We start from the raw sequence: 20,304 nt of genomic DNA, 5'->3' as shown, positions 1-20,304 counted from the left end.
ACGGCCCGCCCCCACCAGACAAAAGCAAGGGGCATGCCATCTGCGCGAAGAACGCAGTTGCACGGGCAACGCCACGCCCCCGACGCGGGCCGGGCCGGACGGGGCGTGAAAGGTGGGAACGGAACGCGGCTAGACGCGCTTTGCGATGGCCAGGGCGACCTTGGACTTGAGCTCCGCGAGGTCCACGGACTTGACCACGTAGAAGTCTGCCACCACGGACTTCAGGTCGTGCTGGAAGGAATCGTAGGCGGTGGAGAGGATGACCGGCAACTTGGGGTCGCCCCGGCGGATTTCCTGCAGCAGGTCGAGCCCGGAGAGGTCCGGCCCCAGCTTGATGTCCAGGACGACGACCAGGGGCTTTTCGCGCGCCACCACGTCGAGAATGGGTTCGCGCCCGTCGGACACGGCCACTGTGTAGCCTTCGGCCTCCAGTTCTTCCTGGTACAGCATGCGGATGTGCTTTTCATCGTCCACCACAAGAATCTTCTTGGCCGACATGGTTCACCTCCGAAGGCTGGTGCGCTGGGGGACGGAAGGCTGCGGGGCCCGGCCAAAACGCGACATGGCCTTGGGGGCACAGCGCGTGCTGGCGGCGGGGCATCCCCGGACCTTCGTCAACAATAGTACACGCGCGCGATGAAGACAAGCAATCCGCCCAGGCAGCGCGGCATCTTCACATCAGGACGGGGGGAAGGGACGGGCTGCGCCCCCGCCGGGCCGCCAGCCCGCGCCGCGCCTTGCCATCGGGACGCAAACGGGTATGGTGCCCTTCCGGTACGCGGCCCGGGCGCCGCCGTGGAAAACGTTGCGGCCGCGCCCCTCCCACGAACCTTCACCAAGAGACGGAACATGGAACACACCCCGGAAACCGCCCCCCGCGAACGCCGCGCGTTCGCCCCGCGCACCATCACGGTGCGCCTGCAACCCAAGGAACAGCTGCTGACCATGCCGCGCGAGAAGACCGTGCTGCAGGTGCTGCGCAAGCTGGGCATCCGCCCTACCACGGCCATCGTGGTGCGCGACGGCGGCCTGCTGACCCCCGACCGCGAAGTGCTGCCCGATGATGAGCTTCTGATCCGCATTGTCACTTCCAGCGGGTAAGGGCTGTCCCCAAATCGTCCTTTCGCCCGTTGGCTTCGTCAAACGCCGCCTGTCATAGCTCTGCTGTCCTTATCCGTAAGGTTCGCAAGCTCACCTAACGGCTAAGACTCGGTCGAATACGACAAGAGCGCGATGCGGTCGCCATCCGTAATGCTCGAAAACTCGCATAACGGCTGCCGCATACTCCCTCATGGCAGGCTTGTTTTCCTCGCCAACGAACGAAAATCCTGATTTGGCAACAGCCCTTCCGCACGCGGCGCGCCTTCGCTTCCGATAGACTGGAACCGTCTTTACTTCTCAGGCTGTGGCCGGCGCCCTTCAGAACGGGCACCGCACGCACCGCAACCCCAAAGGATCACACACCATGAAATGCAAACGCTGCAAGGAGACGGCCGTCGTCGCCCTGCCCAGCCACCATACCGGTTTCTGCGCCGAATGCTTCCTGCTGTTCTTCACCCGGCAGGTGGAGCGCGGCATCAAGGAACGCAAGCTGTTCACTCATGACGACCGCATCCTGGTCGCCCTTTCCGGCGGCAAGGATTCGCTGGGCCTGATGCTGGAACTTTCGCGGCTGGGTTACGACGTCACCGGCCTGCACATCGACCTGGCCATTCCCGGTTCCTCGCCCGTCGCGCGCGGGGTGGTGGAACGCTTCTGCGAAAAGCACGGCCTGAACCTGATCGTGAAGGAAATGGGGGCCGAAGGGCTGGCCATTCCCGATGTGAAGGCCCGGCTGAACCGGCCGGTGTGTTCGGCCTGCGGCAAGATCAAACGCTATTTCTTCAACAAGACCGCGCTGGACGAAAACTTTACCGTGCTGGCCACCGGGCACAACCTGGACGACGAAATCGCCCGCCTGTTCAGCAACACCCTGCGCTGGGACGTGGCCTACCTGAGCGACCAGGGCCCGGACCTTGCCGCCGACGGCGGCTTTGCCCGCAAGGTGAAGCCCCTGTGGCGGCTGTCGGAATTCGAGACCGCCAACTACGCCTTCCTCATGGGCATCGAGCACCACTACGCGCCCTGCCCCTATTCCGGCGGGGCCAGCTTCACCTTCTACAAGAAGCTGTGGACCGACCTTGAGGAAGAAATGCCCGGCCGCAAGCTGGACTTCTACCAGGGCTTCCTGGAACGCGGCCGCCCGGTGTTCGCCCGCGCCGACAACGAGGACGGCGTGGACCTGAGCGGCTGCACCCGCTGCGGCTACCCCACCTCCAACGAGGTGTGCGGGGTGTGCCGCATCCGCGACGCCCTGCGCGACAAGGCAGATGGGGCGGCAGGGGCGGAATAGACGGACACAGTGCGGAAGAATCCGCGTTCCCTTCCCCTCATAGCCCCATCGCTTCCCCCACACTGAAAAAGTTTGGGAGGATGGGGGTCCGGGGGAAGGAACCTTTTCCAAAAGGTTCCTTCCCCCGGCAACTCCCCCTCCCGGATATTTCCACCTCAACCCGCGCCGCCATGCCCCAGCCCTGCCCCGCCGTCAGCGTCGTGCTGCCCGTCTGGAACGCCGCCGCCACCCTGCCCGCCACGCTGGAAAGCCTGCTGGCGCAAACCGACGCGGACTTCGAGGTGGTGGCCGTGGACGACGGCTCCACCGACGCCACCCCCGCCCTGCTCGCCGCCTTTGCCGCGCGGGACGCCCGCATCCGCCCGGCCCATATCGCCCACGGCGGCATCGTGGCCGCGCTGAACCACGGCCTTGCCCTTGCCCGTGGCCGCCACATCGCCCGCATGGACGCCGACGACACCTGCCACCCGCAGCGCCTGGCCCTGCAATGCGCCTACCTGGACGCCCACCCGCATATCGGGCTGGTGGGCTGCCGCGTGGATTTCGGCGGCGACCGCGAACGCTGCGGCGGCTACGCCCGCCACGTGGACTGGACCAACACCCTGCTGGACCCCACGGACATCGCCTTGGCCCGCTTTCGCGAATCGCCCTTCGCGCACCCGTCCGTGATGTTCCGCGCACAACTGCCCGGCCTGCACGGCGCGTACAGCGACGGCCCCTTTCCGGAAGACTACGAACTGTGGCTGCGCTGGATGGACGCGGGCGTGGCCATGGCCAAGCTGCCGCACACCCTGCTGACCTGGAACGACCCGCCGGGCCGCCTTTCGCGCACCCACCCCAACTACGCGGAAGACGGCTTCTACACCCTGAAGGGGCTGTACCTGGCCCGCTGGCTGGCCCGGCACAACCCCCGCCACCCCGAGGTGTGGGTGGTCGGCGCGGGCCGCACCAGCCGCCGCCGGGCGCACCAGTTGATGGAACAGGGCATCACGGTGCGGGCATGGATCGACATCGACCCGCGCAAGATCGGCAACCGGGTGGACGGCCTGCCCGTGCTGGGGCGCGAGGCCATGCCCGCGCCGGGCAAGGGGTTTCTGGTGGCCTATCTGGCCGGACACGGCGCTGCCGAGGAACTGACGGAATTCCTGGACGGCGCGGGTTACGTGCAGGGCCGGGATTACATTCTGGCGGCATAGCCTGGCAGCCTCCGGCGCGCCGCACCCACCGCCCCCCTCCCCGCCGCCGCAACGTCACCCAACCGTGCGCAAGATTCACCGCAGCGTCACGCACGCGCCATCGGTGGGACGCGAATCTCCTGCAACACCTACAGGCGATCTGTAGAAAAACTCCAGAATCGCCCAACCCGCCGCCGCGCCAGCGCGCTCGCACCGCCCGCGCGGCCCCGGAACCCGCAGGAGGTCGCCCCCATGGCCACCGGAAAATCCTCTGGCGCACCCCGTTCCGCGTCCCGCACCGCCACGGCCGCAGCCAACGCCCCCGCCGACCAATCGTCGGAATCCGCTGGCGCGGACGCATCCACACCCCGCGCGGGCGCACGCGGCTCCACCCTGGCGGTGGACCTGCACGTGCACTCGCGCCACTCCACCCGCCCCTCGCAGTGGATTCTGCAAAAGCTGGGCTGCGCGGAAAGCTACACCGACCCCAAGGCGCTGTACGACATCGCCCGCCGCCGGGGCATGGACCTGGTCACCATCACCGACCACAACACCCTGGCGGGCAGCCTTGAAATCGCCCACCTCGACAACACCTTCGTCAGCGAGGAAATCACCGCCTATTTCCCCGAAGACCGCTGCAAGATCCACGTGCTGGCCTGGGACCTGACCGAGACGCACCACGCCGACATCACCCGCCTGCGCGAGAACATCTACGACCTGGTGGACTACCTGACCGTCTCGGGCATTCCCCACGCCTGCGCCCACGCCATGTACTCGCTGAACGAGCGCCTGACGCTGGACCACATGGAACGGCTGCTGCTGCTGTTTCGGGTGTTCGAGCTGAACGGCTCGCGCGACGATTTCCAGAACGGCATTCTGCGGGCCATCGTGCAGGGGCTGACCCCGGCGGACATGGACGCCATGGCCGACCGGCAGGACATGGCCCCGCGCATGGAGCGGGCGTGGGTAAAGCACCTCATGGCCGGGTCGGACGACCATTCCTCGCTGAACATCGCCCGCAGCCACACGATCATCGAAGGGGTTTCCGGCGTGGGGCATGGCCGCGTGCGCGACGCCCTGCGCGGGGTGATGGAAGGGCGCGGCACGCCGCAGGGCAGCGCCGCCACCCCGGTGACCATGGCCCACAACCTGTATTCCATCGCCTACCAGTTCTACAAACAGCGCTTCGGCCTGGCCCGCCACGTCAACCGCGACACGGTGCTGCGCTTCGCCGACAGGGTGCTGACCGGCGCGCCGGAACCGGAGGGCGGCCTGCTGACCAGGCTGCACGGGCTCATCGGGTACCGCCGCCCGCGCCTGTCCTTTTCCGCGACCACCCCACGCACGGTGCAGGACCACCTGCAAACCGAGGCGGCGGAAATCATCCGCCGCGACCCGGAACTGCGCGGGCTGCTGGACGGCCCCGCCGCCGACATCACCGGCGAACGCACCGAACAGGCCTGGATGCGCTTTGCCGACCAGGCATCGGAAAAGGTGCTGCGCACCTTCGCCGACACCCTGCTGGACAACGCCATGGGCGCGGACCTGTTCAGCGTGTTCAACGTGGTGGGCTCGGCCGGGTCGCTCTACGCCATCCTGGCCCCGTACTTCGTGGGGTACACCCTGTTCACCAAGGACCGCGCCTTTGCCCGCGCCTGCCGCGACCACTTCCTGCCGCACGAGGCGGAGGCGGCGCTGGGGCCGCTGGGACAGGCCGGGGCCGCATCCGGCAGCCGCCCCCATGTCCCCCTTTCCATGGACACGGACGAGTGGCACGCCTCCGGTCGCCTGAACGTGGGCCACTTCACCGACACCTTCTACGACGTCAACGGCGTGGCCCGCACCCTGCAAATGCAACTGGACATCGCCCGCCGCAACGACAAGCGCCTTCAGGTCATCACCTGCGCGCCCGACGGCGTGGCCGACCCGGAACTGGCCGACCGCTCCGACGTGTTCACCTTTTCGCCCATCGGCTCATTCGCCATGCCGGAGTACCCGGGCCTTGCCCTGTACTACCCGCCGGTGCTGAAGATGCTGGACCATTGCTACCGCCAGGGCTTCACCCACCTGCACTCGGCCACGCCCGGCCCGGTGGGGCTGGTGGCGCTGGCTGCGGCGCGCATCCTGCGCCTGCCCATCCACGCCACCTACCACACCGCCTTCCCGCAGTACGTGATGATGCTGACCGAGGACGCCGGGCTGGAAGAAGCCATGTGGCGGTACATGATCTGGTACTACAACCAGATGGACCGGGTGTACGTGCCCTCGCACGCCACCGGCGACGAACTGGCCGAACGGGGCATCGCGCGCGAGCGCATCGCCTTCTACCCGCGCGGCATCGATACCGAAACCTTCACCCCGGCGCGGCGTAACGGGTTCTTCAGCCGCTACGACGGCAACACCGTGACCCTGCCGCGCACCTTCCTGAACAGCGAAGAGGCCAGGGCGGCAGGACCAGGCCGGGCGGCAACGCGCGACGCGGCCCAGCCGGTACGCTTCCTGTACGTGGGGCGTCTGTCGCGCGAAAAGAACCTGCACGTGCTGGCCGACGCCTACCGGCTGGTGGCGGCCCGCGCCCCGCACCTGCGGCTGGTGCTGGTGGGCGACGGCCCGGCCCGCGCCGAGTTGGAAGAAACCCTGCGCGGCCTGCCGGTGACCTTCACCGGGTACCTCACCGGCGACGACCTGGCTAACGCCTACGCCTCGTCGGACATCTTCGTGTTTCCCTCCGGCACCGACACCTTCGGCAACGTGGTGCTGGAGGCGCAGGCATCGGGCCTGCCGGTGGTGGTCACCGACAAGGGCGGGCCGCAGGAAAACCTGCTGCCCGGCCGCACCGGGACCATCGTGCCGGAAGGAGACGCCACCGCCATGGCCCAGGCCATGCTGGACATGGCCGCCGACCCGGCCCGGCTGGACGCCATGCGCGCCGACGCCCGCGCCTACGCCGAAAGCCGGTCCTTTGAGGCGGCCTTCTTGCAGCAGTGGGCCATGTATCGCGACCGCGACGCCGCATAGGCATACATTGTTTCCGTAGCCTCCACGCATCCCCGCACCCTCCCGCACGCCGCCCCGCATTCCGCATGGAGTGCGGGGCGGTCGCGTTGCCGTGGGCCGACGCGGGACCGGCGGGGAACTGGCGGGGAAAGGCGGCATGTGCAGCGCGGCGTGCCCCCATGCATCGCGTTGCCGCGCCCGGCGTCCGCTGTTAAGGTCGGGCAGTCCTTCCCATGCCATCCAAGGAGGCTCCATGGCCCGTCTGCTGCTGCTCGGCGCGGGGCACGCCCACCTCGACGCCATCCGCGCCATTCCGACGCTGACGGCGCGCGGGCATGCGGTGACCGTGGTCGGCCCCGGTCCCTGCCACTGCTATTCCGGCATGGGCCCCGGCGTGCTGGGCGGCACGTACCCGCCGCAGGCCATGGCCCTGCCGGTGCGGCGCATGGTGGAGGCGGCGGGGGGAACCTTCGTCACCGACACGGCCGTGCGCATCGACGCGCCGGAGAAGGCGGTGCGCTTCGCCTCCGGCCTGCGGCTGGACTACGACGTCTGCTCGTGCAACGTGGGGTCTGTGGTGGCGCGCGCCCTTCCCGGCGGCCGAGGGCAGGCTAATGACGGCCCTGACAATTCTGAAGAGCTTGGCGGGCCTGGCGAGCCTGACGGCGACGGGGGCGGGGGCCCACTGGTGCTGCCGGTAAAACCCATCGAGAACCTGTACCGCGCCCGGCAGGCGCTGCTGCGTCAGGCCGCGCACGGGCCGGTGCACGTGGTGGTGGCGGGCGGCGGCCCGGCCGCGCTGGAGGTGGCCTGCAACGCCGCCGTGTGTCTTGGACGGGCGCGGGGCCATGGAGCAGCCACCGTGCCTGAAGGAGATTCGGTGACCCTTGTCGCCGGGCGCACCTTGCTGCCCCGCCTGCCGGAACGGGCACGGCTGCTGTGCCGGACCGCGGCCGCAGCGCGCGGGGTGCGCATCATCGAGGGTGCGCGCGCCGTGCGCGTTGCAAAGGACGGCCTGCTGCTGGACGGCGGCCGCACCCTGCCCGCCAGCGTCATCCTGCTGGCCACCGGCGTGGCCCCGCCGCCGCTGTTCGCTGCATCCGGCCTGCCCGTGGGACCGGACGGCGGGCTTGCGGTGAATGCTCACCTTCAATCCATCGACCACCCGGACCTGTTCGGCGGCGGCGACTGCATCCACTTCACCCCCGCGCCACTTGCCCGCGTGGGCGTGCATGCCGTGCGCCAGGGACCGGTGCTGGCCGCCAACCTGGCGGCGCGCCTGGATGGCCATGCGCGGCGGACCACCGGGAAATCACGGGCTTCAGGCCAGCCCGGCCTCGCCCCGTACATCCCCCGGCCCGGCTACCTGCTGGTGCTGGACACCGGCGCGGGCACAGGCGTGCTGCACCGGCCAATCCCTGCGCTCCCCGGCGTTCCTGCGCTGTGCTTTAGTGGCCGTCTCGCCTTCCTGCTCAAGCGGGCCATCGACACCCGGTTCATACGCCGCCACCTGCCGCCTGGCGGCACCCGGTCCGGCAAATGCCCGTGGGACGCCGAGGACTGAGCCTGCCCCCCAACCTACTCCGAACCGACCAACCCAATGCGACACGACCGGAACATCACCTTCAACCGTGCCACACAGCGCGCGCAATCGCACCTTGCCCTACCTCGCACCCCATGACAGAATAATACATACACAACACGCCGATGCCATGCGAGGTATGCATGACGCCTTCTCTTCCCGCGGAACGGGCAGCCTGTGACTTCACGCCGTTGTCCGAGGACGCGCCCCAGCGAAAACTTGCAGTGCTCATCGACGCCGATAATGCCCAGCCCTCCGCCACACCAAACCTGCTGGTCGAAATTGCCAAGTTCGGCGTTGCTTGTGTCCGCCGTGTGTATGGAGATTGGACGCAACCGAACCTAACTGGCTGGAAAGCCCTGCTGCACGCCCATTCCCTGCTGCCTGTCCAACAGTTCCAGTACACCACGGGCAAGAACTCAACGGATAGCGCCCTGATCATCGACGCCATGGACCTGATGCATACCGGGCGCTTTGACGGTTTCTGCCTGGTGTCCAGCGACAGTGACTTCACCCGACTGGCGGCCCGCCTGCGCGAGGAAGGACTTGTTGTTTACGGCTTTGGCCGCCGACATACCCCTGAAGCTTTCGTCAAAGCCTGCACGCGGTTCATATACGTAGAATTGCTGCTCCCCGAGGCCGCGCAGCAAATCGTTCCCTTGCCCGACGCCACAGTCAAAAACACCACCCGAAAACAGACCAACGCCGTGGGGAGGACGGAAGGGAACACCCCGCAACAAGACGAACTTCCCGATCCCGTGCAGCTTATCCGACAGGCGGTAGAGGCCACATCGGATGAAAACGGATGGGCAGTGCTTCCTAGCGTAGCACAGAATATTCTAAAGAATTATCCCCAGTTCGACGCGCGCCTGTACCGCCACGCCAAGTTCGGAGGACTGGTGCGCGCCTTCCCTGGCCAGTTCGAACTTGCGACCCTGGCCCGCCCAAGCGGCAACATGGACCTGCACATTCGCATCAAAAACGGAAGCTAAACCGCCCCCCCGCAACGCAACAAAGGCCGCCACATGATGTGGCGGCCTTTGCCGTTCCCTGCAAAAAATTGGGCGCTGCCGCGCCCCGCTACATGCCGGGGTAGGCCCGTCCGCCGCAGAAGGTCAGGAAGCGCTGCGCCTCGGTGAAGTCGGGCCGCATGGCCAGGGCCCTGGTCAGGTGGTCCACGCAGGCCCCGGTGTCGCCCTTGTCGAAGTGCACCCGCGCGATGTTGAAATGCAGGTGCTCGTCCTCGCGGCATTCCAGCGCCTTGTGGTAGAAGCGCAGCGAATCGTCGAAATGCCCGTTCTTGCGCAGGCTGATGCCGAACTTGTTGAAGCGCACCCGGTGCTCCATCAGGAACGCCTCGTCGCTGCCCATGAGCACGTTCAGCACCTTGCGCAGCCGGGCCGCGTCCTTCTTCTCCGCGTATACCTCGCCCAGGCCGAAGTTGGCGGGCACGTTCAGGTCGTCGATCATCAACGCCTTGATGAACGCCTTTTCCGCATCGTCCAGGCGCAACGCGGAAAGGCAGGCTTCCCCTTCGCCCAGCTTGCGGTGCAGGGACGCCAGCGCGGGCACCGTGTGGTTCTTGTAGTACAGCGGCTCGGGCATGTACGCCCGCAAGAACTCCAACTCTTCCATGTGCTTGCGGATGCCAGAGGGTACGTGATGCACGTTGAGCGGTTGCACTTCGCAGGTGTTCGCGTCCAGCTTGCGTGCATACCAATAGGTAACCTGCCGCTGCTGCGACGCGGTGCCGCCTATGCCAACCACGGCATCCTGTTGCAATGAATAGACGCCAAGTATGATCGGATACTGTTCGTCGTGCACGCATTCTCCCCTGCGGCGCGCCACGCGCGCCCGGTGTACTGCCCTCCCCGGGGCAGTGGATTGTCGCATACTTCATTGCCTTACCCCTTGTGTCAAGGCCGTTACGCAACATTACGGGAAAGCCCATGCCACATGTCGGGCTATCCCTACCCACCCCATGGGCGCATACGGGGGAAAGACGCGCAAACCCCAATTGACGCCGCCCCCTGCTGCGGCAAAGAATAATGTTCCGGCACGGCACCGTATGGCACAGCGGCGGCATCACCGGCTCCGGCCGACGCCGCGCGCGGCACGCCCCTTACAAGGACACGGCAAACGTCATGCCCAGACTTCCGGGCCCCGGCCCCTCCCTGCTCGGCTTCGTCGCCCTGGCCTGCGCCCTGGCGTCGCTGCTCTTCGTGCTGGTCGAACTGCCCGCCCCCACCGACGCGGCATGGCGGGAAGGCACCGTGCGCGTGGGCTACGCGCTGGAACCCCCCTACGCCTACCGCACGCCCGAGGGCATCGTTACGGGCGAAGCCCCAGAGGTGGCCCGCGCGGTGCTTACCCGCGCCGGGGTCACCCGCATTCGCTGGGTGCTCGGCGACTTCAACGCCCTGATTCCCGACCTGCTGGCCGGACACATCGACATGATCGCGGCGGGCATGTTCATCACGCCCGAGCGCGAGGCGCGCATCGCCTTTTCCCAGCCCACCAGCGTCGTGGGCCAGGGCATGCTGGTGCGGCGGGGCAACCCGCGCGGCCTGCACGACTACGCCGGGCTGGCCGGGCGCACGGACGTGACCGTGGCCGTGCTGGACGGCGCTGTGGAACACCGCCAGTTGCTGCTGCTGGGCACGCCCCCGGACCGGCTGCTTATGGTGTCCGACGCGCACGCCGGCATGGACGCGGTGCGCAAGGGCCGCGTGGACGGGCTGGCACTCTCCGGCCCCACGGTGGTGTTGCTGGCGCGGCAGCATCCGGACGAGTTGGAGGCGGCCCAGCCCTTCACCCAGCCGCTCATCGAGGGCAAACCCGCCACGGGGCTGTGCGCCTTCGGCTTTCGCAAGGGCGACACCACACTGGCGGCAAAGGTAAACGAACAACTGCATTCCTTCATCGGCACGCCGCAACACCTCGAACTGGTGCGGCCCTTCGGTTTCGACGAGCACGCCCTGCCCCCCTGGGCCATCCGGGACGGGCGCAACCCCGGCGACTGACGCCCCCGTGTCCAGGCGCCCCGACCACCCCGGACGTCCCGGACGTCCCGCCGCACCTCCAGACCCGCAGGCCCCACACGCAGCAAGGGCAGCACGGGGACCACAGGACCCAACGGCATGACCAGACGCCCCGCCATCTCGCAAAGCCGCAACATCGCCATCGCCGGGGGCATCCTGGCGCTGGTGTGCTCCGGCATGCTGCTGCTGTGGGTGAATCACGGCTGGCACGCCAGCCTGCGCGATTTTCTGCCGGTGGTGAAGGCCTTGCGCATCGCCCGCGCGGACCTGCTGAAGGGCCAACTGGCCGCCGAACGCCAGCTGGCGGGCGATTCCGGCCTTCCCCCAGGCATCCACGGGGCCTATTTCGAACAGGGCGCGGGCAGGCTGTACGACGCGGTGGACGAACTGCTGGTGCCGGACAGCGCCATCCTGGACGGTCTTGGCCTGCATGGGGACGGGCCGGAAATGCTGGTGGCCCAGTTGCGCATCTACGCCGACGGCATCGCCGCGCTGGACCGCGCCACCACCGCCCGCCTCGCCGCGCCAAAACAGCAACACCCCCTGCTGGCCCTGGAGCAGCGAAGGGCCTTCACGGAGTTGGACAGGCTGGGCGACGCGCTGGAGCGCAGCGTCTTTTCCCGCTTCGTGGAGGACACCGAACGCCAGAGCCGCCTGACACGGGTTGTCTTCGTGCTGTGGATGGGCTTTCTGTGCGGGCTCACCCTGCTCTTCAAGCTGGCCGCCGACCGCCGCCGCACGGCGGAGATGGCACTGGTGGAAAGCGAGGAGCGCTGGCAGTTCGCCCTGGAAGGACCGGGCGACGGCGTGTGGGACTGGAACCTCCAGACCGGCGAGCTGTTCGTGTCCCCCCGCTGGAAGGGGCTGCTGGGCCACGAGGAGCATGAGGTCGGCAACTCCCCGCGCGAGTGGGAAGGCCGCGTGCACCCCGACGACAGGCCGCGCGTGCAGTCGGAAATCGACCTGCACCTTTCCGGAAGCACCCCAGTCTACCAGTCGGAATACCGCATGCGCCGCAAGGACGGCTCGTACATCTGGGTGCTGGCGCGGGGCAAGGTGATGTCGGTCACCGCAGAAGGTTCGCCCCTGCGCTTCGTGGGCACCCATTCCGACATCACCGCCCGCAGACAGGCCGAAGAAGCCCTGCGCGTCAGCCGCGAGAACCTTTCCGTCACCCTGCGTTCCATCGGCGACGCGGTGATGGCCACCGACCGCGCCGGGCGGATCACCCTGATGAATCCCGTGGCCGAGCGGCTGACCGGCTGGCCTTTCAGCGCGGCCAGGGGGCGGCACATCGGCGAGGTGTTCGTCATCGTCGCGGGCGGCACCCGCGAGCCGGTGGCGGACCCGGTAGCCCGCGCCGTGAGCTCCGGCAAGGTGGTGGAACTGCACAACGACACCCTGCTGCTGGCCCGCGACGGCGCGGAGTACCAGATCGCGGACAGCGCCGCCCCCATCCACGACGCGGCGGGCGACATCACCGGCGCGGTGCTGGTGTTCACCGACGTCAGCGCCCAGTACGCCGCGCGCCAGCGGCTGCTGGCCAGCGAGCGGCAGTTCCGCGCCGCCATCGAGGAAGCCCCCGTGCCGGTGATGATCCATGACGAAGACGGCGCGGTGCTGGCGCTGAACCGCAGTTGGTGCGAACTTTCCGGCTATCCCCCCGAAAGCCTGCCCACCCTGGCCCGTTGGGAAGCACTGGCCATGCTCAACGACCCGGTGCACGCCCCTGGCGGCGGGGCGTCCGATGGCGTGGAGGGCGCGGGGGGGGCATTGTCGGGCGGGATGGCGGGCAGGGCGTCCGGCCACGCCACCGCCGACACCGACAGCCTGTACGCCCTGGGCGCGCGCCGGGCAGACGGCGAGCACCCGGTACTCTGCGCCGATGGCGCGGCGCGGGTGTGGGATTTCAGCTCCGCGCCGCTGGGATCGCTGCCCGACGGCCGCCGCGCGGTGATCCGCATGGCCGTGGACGTCACCGAACGCAAGGAGGCCCAGGCCGCGCTGCTGCGCGAAAAGGCCGCCGCCGAGACCGCCAACCTGGCCAAGTCCGAATTCCTGGCCAACATGAGCCATGAGATCCGCACCCCGCTCAACGGGGCGCTGGGCATGCTGCAACTGCTGCAGACCACCGCGCTGGACGACGAGCAGCAGGACTACCTGACCAGCGCCATCACCTCTGCCCGGCGGCTCACCCAATTGTTGTCCGACGTGCTGGACCTCTCGCGCGTGGAGGCCGGGCGGCTGGCCCTGCGCAGCGCGCCCTTCGAACTGGAAGGGGTGGCGGCGTCCATCCGCGACATCTTCCTGCTGCCCGCGCGCGAAAAATCGCTGGAACTGGACATCCGGCTCGACCCGCGCCTGCCCGCGCGGCTGGTGGGCGACGAGGCCCGGCTGCGCCAGATCGCCTTCAACCTGGTGGGCAACGCCATCAAGTTCACCGACACGGGTTCGGTGACCGTGGAGCTGACCCCGCTGGGCCTGCCCGCCGCGAACGGACCCGGCGGCGCGCAGGACGTCCCCCGGCCCGCCAGGCTGCACCTGCTGCTGGAGGTGCGCGACACCGGCATCGGCATTCCGGAATCGCACCAGGAGCGCATCTTCGAGCCTTTCAGCCAGTTGGACGGCTCGCACGTGCGGCGGCACGGCGGGGCGGGCCTTGGCCTGTCCATCGTGCGGCGGCTGGTGGCGCTGCTGGGCGGCGAACTTTCGCTCGAAAGCGTCGAAGGCGCGGGCACCACGGTCTTCGTCTCGCTGCCTTTCGAGGCCTTGTGGAGCGATGCCCCCTCCGGGAAGGTCAGGACTGACGGGCACGGCAAGGATGATGGGGATGACAGGGATGACAGGGATGACAGGGGCATGCCCGCCCGCCACGCCGACGCCACGGCCCTGCCCGGCGCCGGGCCGCATCCCGACCGGAATCCGGCCCGGCGCAAGGCCACGCGGGGTGTTGCAGCGCGGACCCGGCATCCGGCCGAAGGGGCGGGCGATGCGGACGCCGCAGCCGCCCCACCCGAAACGCCCACCGAACTGCACGTGCTGCTGGTGGAGGACGACGCCGTGAACCAGCTGGCCGTGCAGCGCATGCTGGAAAAGTCGGGCATGACCGTGACCCTGGCCACCGACGGCCAGCAGGCGCTGGACGCCCTGCGCCGCGCCACGTTCGATTGCGTGGTCATGGACGTGCAGATGCCGGTCATGGATGGGCTTGCCGCCACCCGCGCCATCCGCACCGACCCGGCCTTCGCCGCCCGCGCGGCCATCCCCGTGGTGGCCATGACCGCCCACGCCATGGTGGGCGACCGCGAAACCTTTCTGGAAGCAGGCATGGACGACTACGTGGCCAAACCCGTGGAAATGGACATGCTGCGCCGGGCCATCCTGCGCGCCATGCAGGCACGGCGCGGCTTGGCGGAATAGGCGGGCGCACACCACGCCGTGCCGCGGGCAGCAGCACCACGCAACGGGGCGAAGCGATGTTCTTCAGCTTGGCCTCGCGTCATGTTCTATCTCGCTTGATACCGGAATGTTGCCGGGCGACTTCCGGTGGACCTGTCCGGTGCCTGCCCCTTCAGCACGAATAGGTGGTGCGCGCCACGGGCATGAGCCCGCGCAACACGGAAAACCCGTGCCCGACGCGGGAAAAAACGTGGCCGTCCAGGCTCACGGCATCGGCGGTAAAGCCCATGCGCAGGGGCACGAGATCGGTGGGCGTGGTGCCGCACAGGCTTTCACGAAAGCCGGGGCCAAGGGCCAGCCGTCCGGGCTGGCGCACAGGCTTGCCGGTGGCGGCGGCCCAGCGGGCGCAGTCCGGGCAGCAGACGGGCCAGGCGTCCCCACCGGCCCCGCCAGCGCCAATTCCGTTCGGGCCCTTCCCGCCAGCACCATTCCCATCCGGCACTGCATCCGCCACGGCCTTGCAGGTCACCACCACCTTGTCGGTGGCGGTGGTCAGGGCCGTCACGTTGCCTGCCTCGTCGAATTGCAGCGAGTTCAGGTCGGCGGCCATGCCGCCTTCGGGGTCGGTGTCGAAGGCCAGCACGGTGCCCACGGGGGTCTTGGCCTCGAAGGGTGCGTCCGGCTCGAACGAGCGCAACGCGCCCGATTCGTGGAACGAAAACCCCACGCTGACGCTGGCCAGCCCCTGCGGGGTGGCGATGGTCACCCGCTCGCCCGGCCACAGGGTGACGCTGCGCAGCGCCCCGGACGGAAAGAAGTGCACCGAAATGATCCGCGCGCTGACCACCCCGATGGGCGTTTCCATGCGCTGCGGCCCGGCCAGGGCCGTTTCGTTCTCCACGCTCCAGTAGGCGGAAATCTTGCCGTCCAGCGGAAACACCCGGCGCAGCTCGCCGCCGGGGTGAAAGGTGACCCGCTCCGCCGTCATGGGGCCCACGGGTGTTTCCACCACGGCCGGTTCCTGCAACGACACCGCCTTCAGCCCGCCGCCGGGGTGCAGTTCCACCGGCTGCACCCGCTGCCTGCGGGGGTCTTCCGGCTCGTACTGGGGCACCAGCACGCCCGCCGGAGTGGGCAGTTCGATCCGTACTTCCAACAGCACCTCGGCCGGACTGCCGCCCGGATGGAGGCACTGCACCACCGCGCCCGGAAACGCCGTGACATCCGGCTGCGCTGTCTGATGGTTGCTCATGTGGCCTCCCTGGCTGTTTCGTTGCCGCCTCTCATGGCCCGTGGCCGCCCTAAAACGCGGGCATTCCGCACGGCAGGCAGGTTATATGCGCCCATCGTCACCACTTGCCGAAAACGTGAATCCACACATCTAGCATGCCAAACCCGCGCCCGCCCGTCGAGCAAAAATGGACTGTCCCCATCCGGAGCGGAAGGTGCCAGCCAACCGTGTGCATATTTCATCATACTGAATTTTCTGCGCCTCTCCCGCGAAACATACCGCAAGGAGCGCAATTCACAAAACGGTTACACAACTCCCAACTGGCAAGCCTGCACTCGCCGACACGCAGCCCATTCCGGACCATGACGGTCTTGACGCCCCTGCCCAAGAGTGATTGCATGCACAAATATAGACGCAGCCCCCGCCATCCCAATTCGGCGGCGGCAACGGGCAACCCGCAAGCGGCGCAACGGACGCCGGAACCCATCCGCCGGGCAGGCGCCGCCCTTTCCGTCGGCAAGGAGCCCCCATGAGCAAGAAGCCCAACGCACGACACCCGGAACCGGCCGCTACGCCGGACGCCACCTCCCCAAACGACATCTCACCAAACAACATCTCAGTTGACGACATCGTCACCCGCGTCAACGAGGCGCAGCGCGCCTTCGCCACCTTCACCCAGCAGCAGGTGGACGCCATCTTCCACGCCGCCGCTGCCGCCGCCACGGCGCAGCGCATCCACCTTGCCCGCATGGCCGTGCAGGAAACGGGCATGGGCATTCTGGAAGACAAGGTCATCAAGAACCACTTCGCCTCGGAGTACATCTACAACAAGTACAAGGACGACAAGACCTGCGGGGTCATCCGCGACGACCCGGCCAACGGCTACCGCGAGGTGGCCGCGCCCATCGGGGTCATCGCGGGCATCATCCCCACCACCAACCCCACCTCCACCACCATTTTCAAGGCCCTGCTGGCGCTGAAGACGCGCAACGGCATCATCTTCGCGCCGCATCCGCGCGCCGCGAAATGCACCGTGGAGGCCGCGCGCATCGTGCACGAGGCCGCCGTGGCCGCGGGCGCGCCGCACGGGGTCATCGGCTGGGTGGATGCCCCCACGCCCGACAGCACCCGCCAGCTCATGCAGCACCGGGGCGTGGCGCTGATTCTGGCCACCGGCGGGCCGGGCATGGTGCATGCCGCCTACAGCTCGGGCAAGCCCGCCATCGGCGTGGGCGCGGGCAATACCCCGGTGGTGGTGGACGCCACCGCCAACGTGAAGATGGCGGTGAATTCCATCATCCTGTCCAAGACCTTCGACAACGGGATGATCTGCGCCTCCGAGCAGGCGGTGATCGTGGAAGACGCGGCGGCGAACGCGGTGAAAGCCGAATTCGCGGCGCGCGGCTGCCACTTCGCCTCGCCGCAGGAAGCGGAGGCCCTTGCGGGCGTGGTGTTCACCGACGGCAGGCTCAACGCGGCCATCGTGGGCCGCTCTGCGGCGGAAATCGCGGCCATGGCGGGCATCAGCGTGCCGCCAGCCACCAAGATCCTCATCGCGGAACGCGACGCCATCGACCCGCTGGACCCGTTCGCGCACGAAAAACTCTCGCCCGTGCTGGGCTTCTACCGCGCGCCCGACTTCGCCACCGCCGTGGACATGGCCCAGCGCCTGGTGGAACTGGGCGGGGCCGGGCACACATCCGTGCTGTACACCGACGAAGCCAACCGCGACCGCATCGTCCACTTCCAGGACGTGCTGACCACCGGGCGCACACTCATCAACATGCCCTCGTCGCAGGGGGCCATAGGCGACGTGTACAACTTCGAGCTGGCGCCCTCACTGACGCTGGGCTGCGGTTCATGGGGCGGCAATTCCGTCAGCGAAAACATCGGGGTGAAGCATCTCATGAACGTGAAGACCGTGGCCGAACGGCGCGAGAACATGCTGTGGTTCCGGGTGCCCCCGAAAATCTACTTCAAGATGGGGGCGCTGCGCCTGGCGCTGGAAGACATGCGCGACAGAAAGCGCGCCTTCATCGTCACCGACCGCACCATGGAAGCCCTGGGTCACGTGGGCAAGGTGACGAGCGTTCTGGAAAAGCTGGGCATCCAGTATCGGGTGTTCAGCGACGTGCAGCCCGACCCCGACCTTTCGAGCACCTATGCCGTGCTCGATTCCATCCGCTCGTTCCAGCCGGACATGTTCATCGCGCTCGGCGGCGGCTCGCCCATGGACGCGGCCAAGATCATGTGGCTGATGTACGAGCAGCCGGACCTGAAGTTCGAGGAAATATCCATGCGCTTCATGGACATCCGCAAACGTGTCTACGCCTTCCCAGCGTTGGGCAAGAAGGCGGTGATGGTGGCGGTGCCCACCACGTCCGGCACCGGGTCTGAGGTGACGCCCTTTGCGGTGATCACCGACGACGCCACGGGCATGAAGTACCCCATCGCCGACTATGCACTGACGCCGGACATGGCCATCGTGGACCCGGAATTCGTCATGGACATGCCGAAGACGCTTACCGCGCATTCCGGGCTGGACGCCCTGACCCACGCGGTGGAGGCCTTTACCTCCACCTATGCCAATAACTTCAGCGACGGCAACGCGCTGGAGGCCGTCCGGCTGATCTTCAAGTACCTGCGCCGGGCGTACAATGATGGCGCGCGCGACGTGATGGCCCGCGAAAAGATGCACTACGCGGGCACCATTGCGGGCATGGCCTTCGCCAATGCTTTCCTGGGCGTGTGCCATTCCATGGCGCACAAGCTGGGGGCCGCGTTCCACATGCCGCACGGCCTGGCCAACGCGCTGCTGCTTTCGCACGTCATCGAGTACAACGCCACCGACACCCCCACCAAGCAGGGGCTAATGCCGCAGTACCGCTACCCCTTCGTCAAGGGGCGCTACGCACGCATCGCCGACATGCTGGGACTGACCGAAGGCTGCGGCGACGACCGCGACCACAAGGTGGCCCGGCTGGTGCAGGCCATAGAAACACTGAAGGCCGACCTGAACGTGCCCGGTTCGCTGCGCGAGGCGGGCATCATCGAGGCGGACTTTCTGGCAGGGGTGGACCTGCTGGCCGAGCAGGCCTTCGACGACCAATGCACCGGCGGCAACCCGCGCTACCCGCTGATCGCCGAAATCCGCGAGCTGTACCTGAAGGCGTACTACGGCGCGCCGCTGGCGTCGCTGGCCCCCGCGAACGCCAAGTAGCGGGGAGGGGGAAGGAAAGAGCAGAAAAAGGAGCGGCGGCGCGCCACGCACCGCCACAGCACCACGAATGCACGGGCATGCGCCATTGGGGGTGCATGCCCCGTGTTGTGTTTTCTGAAACTGAAAGGGTGGGCCAAGCATGCCGGATGCCCCGCGCGTTAATTACAGCAGTGGGGCTGAACCGCACGGCATCAGACCATGCAATTACGAAAATTGCATCCTGGCATTGACGGGTCTCCGCCTACGTCACCCCTGAACATAGATCAATGCAATGAAATATCGCACAGCCTTGACATTTAGCAACACACAAAAGTAATCGCTTACACACGGCTTCACCAGAAAACAACTAAGCGACCCAGGCCGTACTCCGGCCAGCCTTCACCCTGCCGCAAGGAGATATCCATGTTACGCAATCCGCTCCGCATGCCGCGCACAATCCTGTGCCTTGCCACGGCGGCATGCCTGCTGCTTTCCGCCTGCGTGGCCAACACCCAGAAAAACGGCGCCACGGCAAGCGCGGCCCCAACCACCCCTAACGCCCCCTTCTCGATCATGATGACCATGGCCATCTATGAAGGGGTTCTGGCCTTTCCCACGCCGCACTGGGTAACCACCATCAAGGATCTCGCCAACATCAAGACGTTCCGCAACCAGAGCGCCAGCAGCTACACCTTTGAACAGATTCCCAAGGATCAGGAATTCGAGAACTGGTCCACACTTTACGGTGTCTACGGATGGCAGAAGGCCGGATACGACATGCCGCACTTCATCGCCGAGTCGACGGACGCCCTGGCCAAGGGCTGCAAGACGCAGGCGCGCATCAAGCAGGTAACCGCCGAAAAGGACAAGGCCATCGCGACGTTCGACTGCGACACCCTGGCCGACGGACTGGCAAAGGACGGCAAGGACAGCGAAAGCGGCGTCCTGCTCATGACCCGCACCGGCAATTCATACGTCAGGGTCTATCAGGCATGGCGTGCCCCCAGCCAGGACAGGGGCACTCCGGCCTGGCCCGCTGACGAGGCCACTCTGGCCGCCAACGTGGAACGGATGCAGCGCATCACCTACTCCCCAAGAAAATGACCGGCTGCCTCCCAGCCTATCCGCGCCTTGCGGATAGGCTGGGCGCGCCGAACGCGGCACTTCGCCAGCCACGCCCCGCGCCCCAGCCACCCATCACGGGGTACAATGCGAAGCACACGTCAAAAAGGATAAAACATGCTTGTAACTGCACTGCACTATTCACAGACGCGAACGCCACCCATGC

Annotated in this window: 13 protein-coding genes; 10 read left to right on the top strand and 3 right to left on the bottom strand. The window is 67.5% G+C overall.

Features of this window, described 5'->3' with window-relative positions; all coding sequences use genetic code 11:
• Positions 1-129: 129 nt before the first annotated feature.
• A complete protein-coding gene (locus tag RVX_RS01445) occupies positions 130-498 on the bottom strand; it encodes a response regulator (RefSeq protein WP_116306952.1) in 369 nt (122 codons plus the stop codon).
• 351 nt (positions 499-849) lie between these two features.
• On the opposite strand from RVX_RS01445, the gene RVX_RS01440 reads away from it, so the two are divergent.
• The 6 genes from RVX_RS01440 (at position 850) to RVX_RS01415 (ending at position 9,138) form a co-directional block, all read left to right on the top strand.
• Positions 850-1,101 carry a hypothetical protein gene (locus RVX_RS01440; protein WP_116306954.1) on the top strand — a complete coding sequence of 84 codons (252 nt, stop codon included), beginning with the start codon at positions 850-852 and terminating at the stop codon, positions 1,099-1,101.
• 364 nt (positions 1,102-1,465) lie between these two features.
• On the top strand, positions 1,466-2,392 hold the full coding sequence (locus tag RVX_RS01435) for an ATP-binding protein (RefSeq protein WP_116306956.1): 927 nt from the start codon (positions 1,466-1,468) through the stop codon (positions 2,390-2,392).
• A 170-nt stretch (positions 2,393-2,562) separates the two neighbouring features.
• Positions 2,563-3,588: a glycosyltransferase family 2 protein gene (locus tag RVX_RS01430; RefSeq protein WP_116306958.1), complete on the top strand. Its 1,026-nt coding sequence runs from the start codon at positions 2,563-2,565 to the stop codon at positions 3,586-3,588.
• 231 nt (positions 3,589-3,819) lie between these two features.
• Positions 3,820-6,585, top strand: a complete 2,766-nt coding sequence (locus RVX_RS01425; RefSeq protein ID WP_230404701.1) for a glycosyltransferase — start codon at positions 3,820-3,822, stop codon at positions 6,583-6,585.
• Between the two features lie 232 nt (positions 6,586-6,817).
• Complete coding sequence (locus tag RVX_RS01420) at positions 6,818-8,128, top strand: NAD(P)/FAD-dependent oxidoreductase (protein ID WP_116306960.1); 1,311 nt, start codon at positions 6,818-6,820, stop codon at positions 8,126-8,128.
• 161 nt (positions 8,129-8,289) lie between these two features.
• Positions 8,290-9,138 carry an NYN domain-containing protein gene (locus RVX_RS01415; protein ID WP_116307803.1) on the top strand — a complete coding sequence of 283 codons (849 nt, stop codon included), beginning with the start codon at positions 8,290-8,292 and terminating at the stop codon, positions 9,136-9,138.
• Positions 9,139-9,226: 88 nt separating this feature from the next.
• On the opposite strand, the gene RVX_RS01410 is transcribed toward RVX_RS01415, so the two are convergent.
• Positions 9,227-9,970, bottom strand: a complete 744-nt coding sequence (locus RVX_RS01410; RefSeq protein WP_230404703.1) for a tetratricopeptide repeat protein — start codon at positions 9,968-9,970, stop codon at positions 9,227-9,229.
• 320 nt (positions 9,971-10,290) lie between these two features.
• Between RVX_RS01410 and ehuB the strand changes: the two genes are divergently transcribed.
• Together ehuB and RVX_RS01400 are read left to right on the top strand one after the other, a co-directional pair.
• Positions 10,291-11,169 (top strand): ectoine/hydroxyectoine ABC transporter substrate-binding protein EhuB, encoded by an 879-nt coding sequence (gene ehuB, locus RVX_RS01405; RefSeq protein WP_116307804.1) that lies wholly within the window; start codon positions 10,291-10,293, stop codon positions 11,167-11,169.
• Positions 11,170-11,286: 117 nt separating this feature from the next.
• Positions 11,287-14,607, top strand: a complete 3,321-nt coding sequence (locus RVX_RS01400; protein ID WP_420192395.1) for a PAS domain S-box protein — start codon at positions 11,287-11,289, stop codon at positions 14,605-14,607.
• 151 nt (positions 14,608-14,758) lie between these two features.
• On the opposite strand, the gene RVX_RS01395 is transcribed toward RVX_RS01400, so the two are convergent.
• Positions 14,759-15,838 carry a hypothetical protein gene (locus RVX_RS01395; RefSeq protein WP_116306964.1) on the bottom strand — a complete coding sequence of 360 codons (1,080 nt, stop codon included), beginning with the start codon at positions 15,836-15,838 and terminating at the stop codon, positions 14,759-14,761.
• Between the two features lie 508 nt (positions 15,839-16,346).
• On the opposite strand from RVX_RS01395, the gene adhE reads away from it, so the two are divergent.
• Both adhE and RVX_RS01385 read left to right on the top strand, forming a co-directional pair.
• On the top strand, positions 16,347-19,037 hold the full coding sequence (adhE, locus tag RVX_RS01390) for a bifunctional acetaldehyde-CoA/alcohol dehydrogenase (RefSeq protein WP_116306966.1): 2,691 nt from the start codon (positions 16,347-16,349) through the stop codon (positions 19,035-19,037).
• A 402-nt stretch (positions 19,038-19,439) separates the two neighbouring features.
• On the top strand, positions 19,440-20,120 hold the full coding sequence (locus tag RVX_RS01385) for a hypothetical protein (RefSeq protein WP_147307530.1): 681 nt from the start codon (positions 19,440-19,442) through the stop codon (positions 20,118-20,120).
• Positions 20,121-20,304 lie beyond the last annotated feature (184 nt).

The sequence above is a fragment of the Nitratidesulfovibrio sp. HK-II genome (assembly GCF_003402415.2).
Lineage (GTDB): Bacteria > Desulfobacterota > Desulfovibrionia > Desulfovibrionales > Desulfovibrionaceae > Cupidesulfovibrio.
The sequence above is the reverse complement of the archived record's forward strand: the minus strand, read 5'-3'. Positions and strand labels throughout refer to the sequence as shown.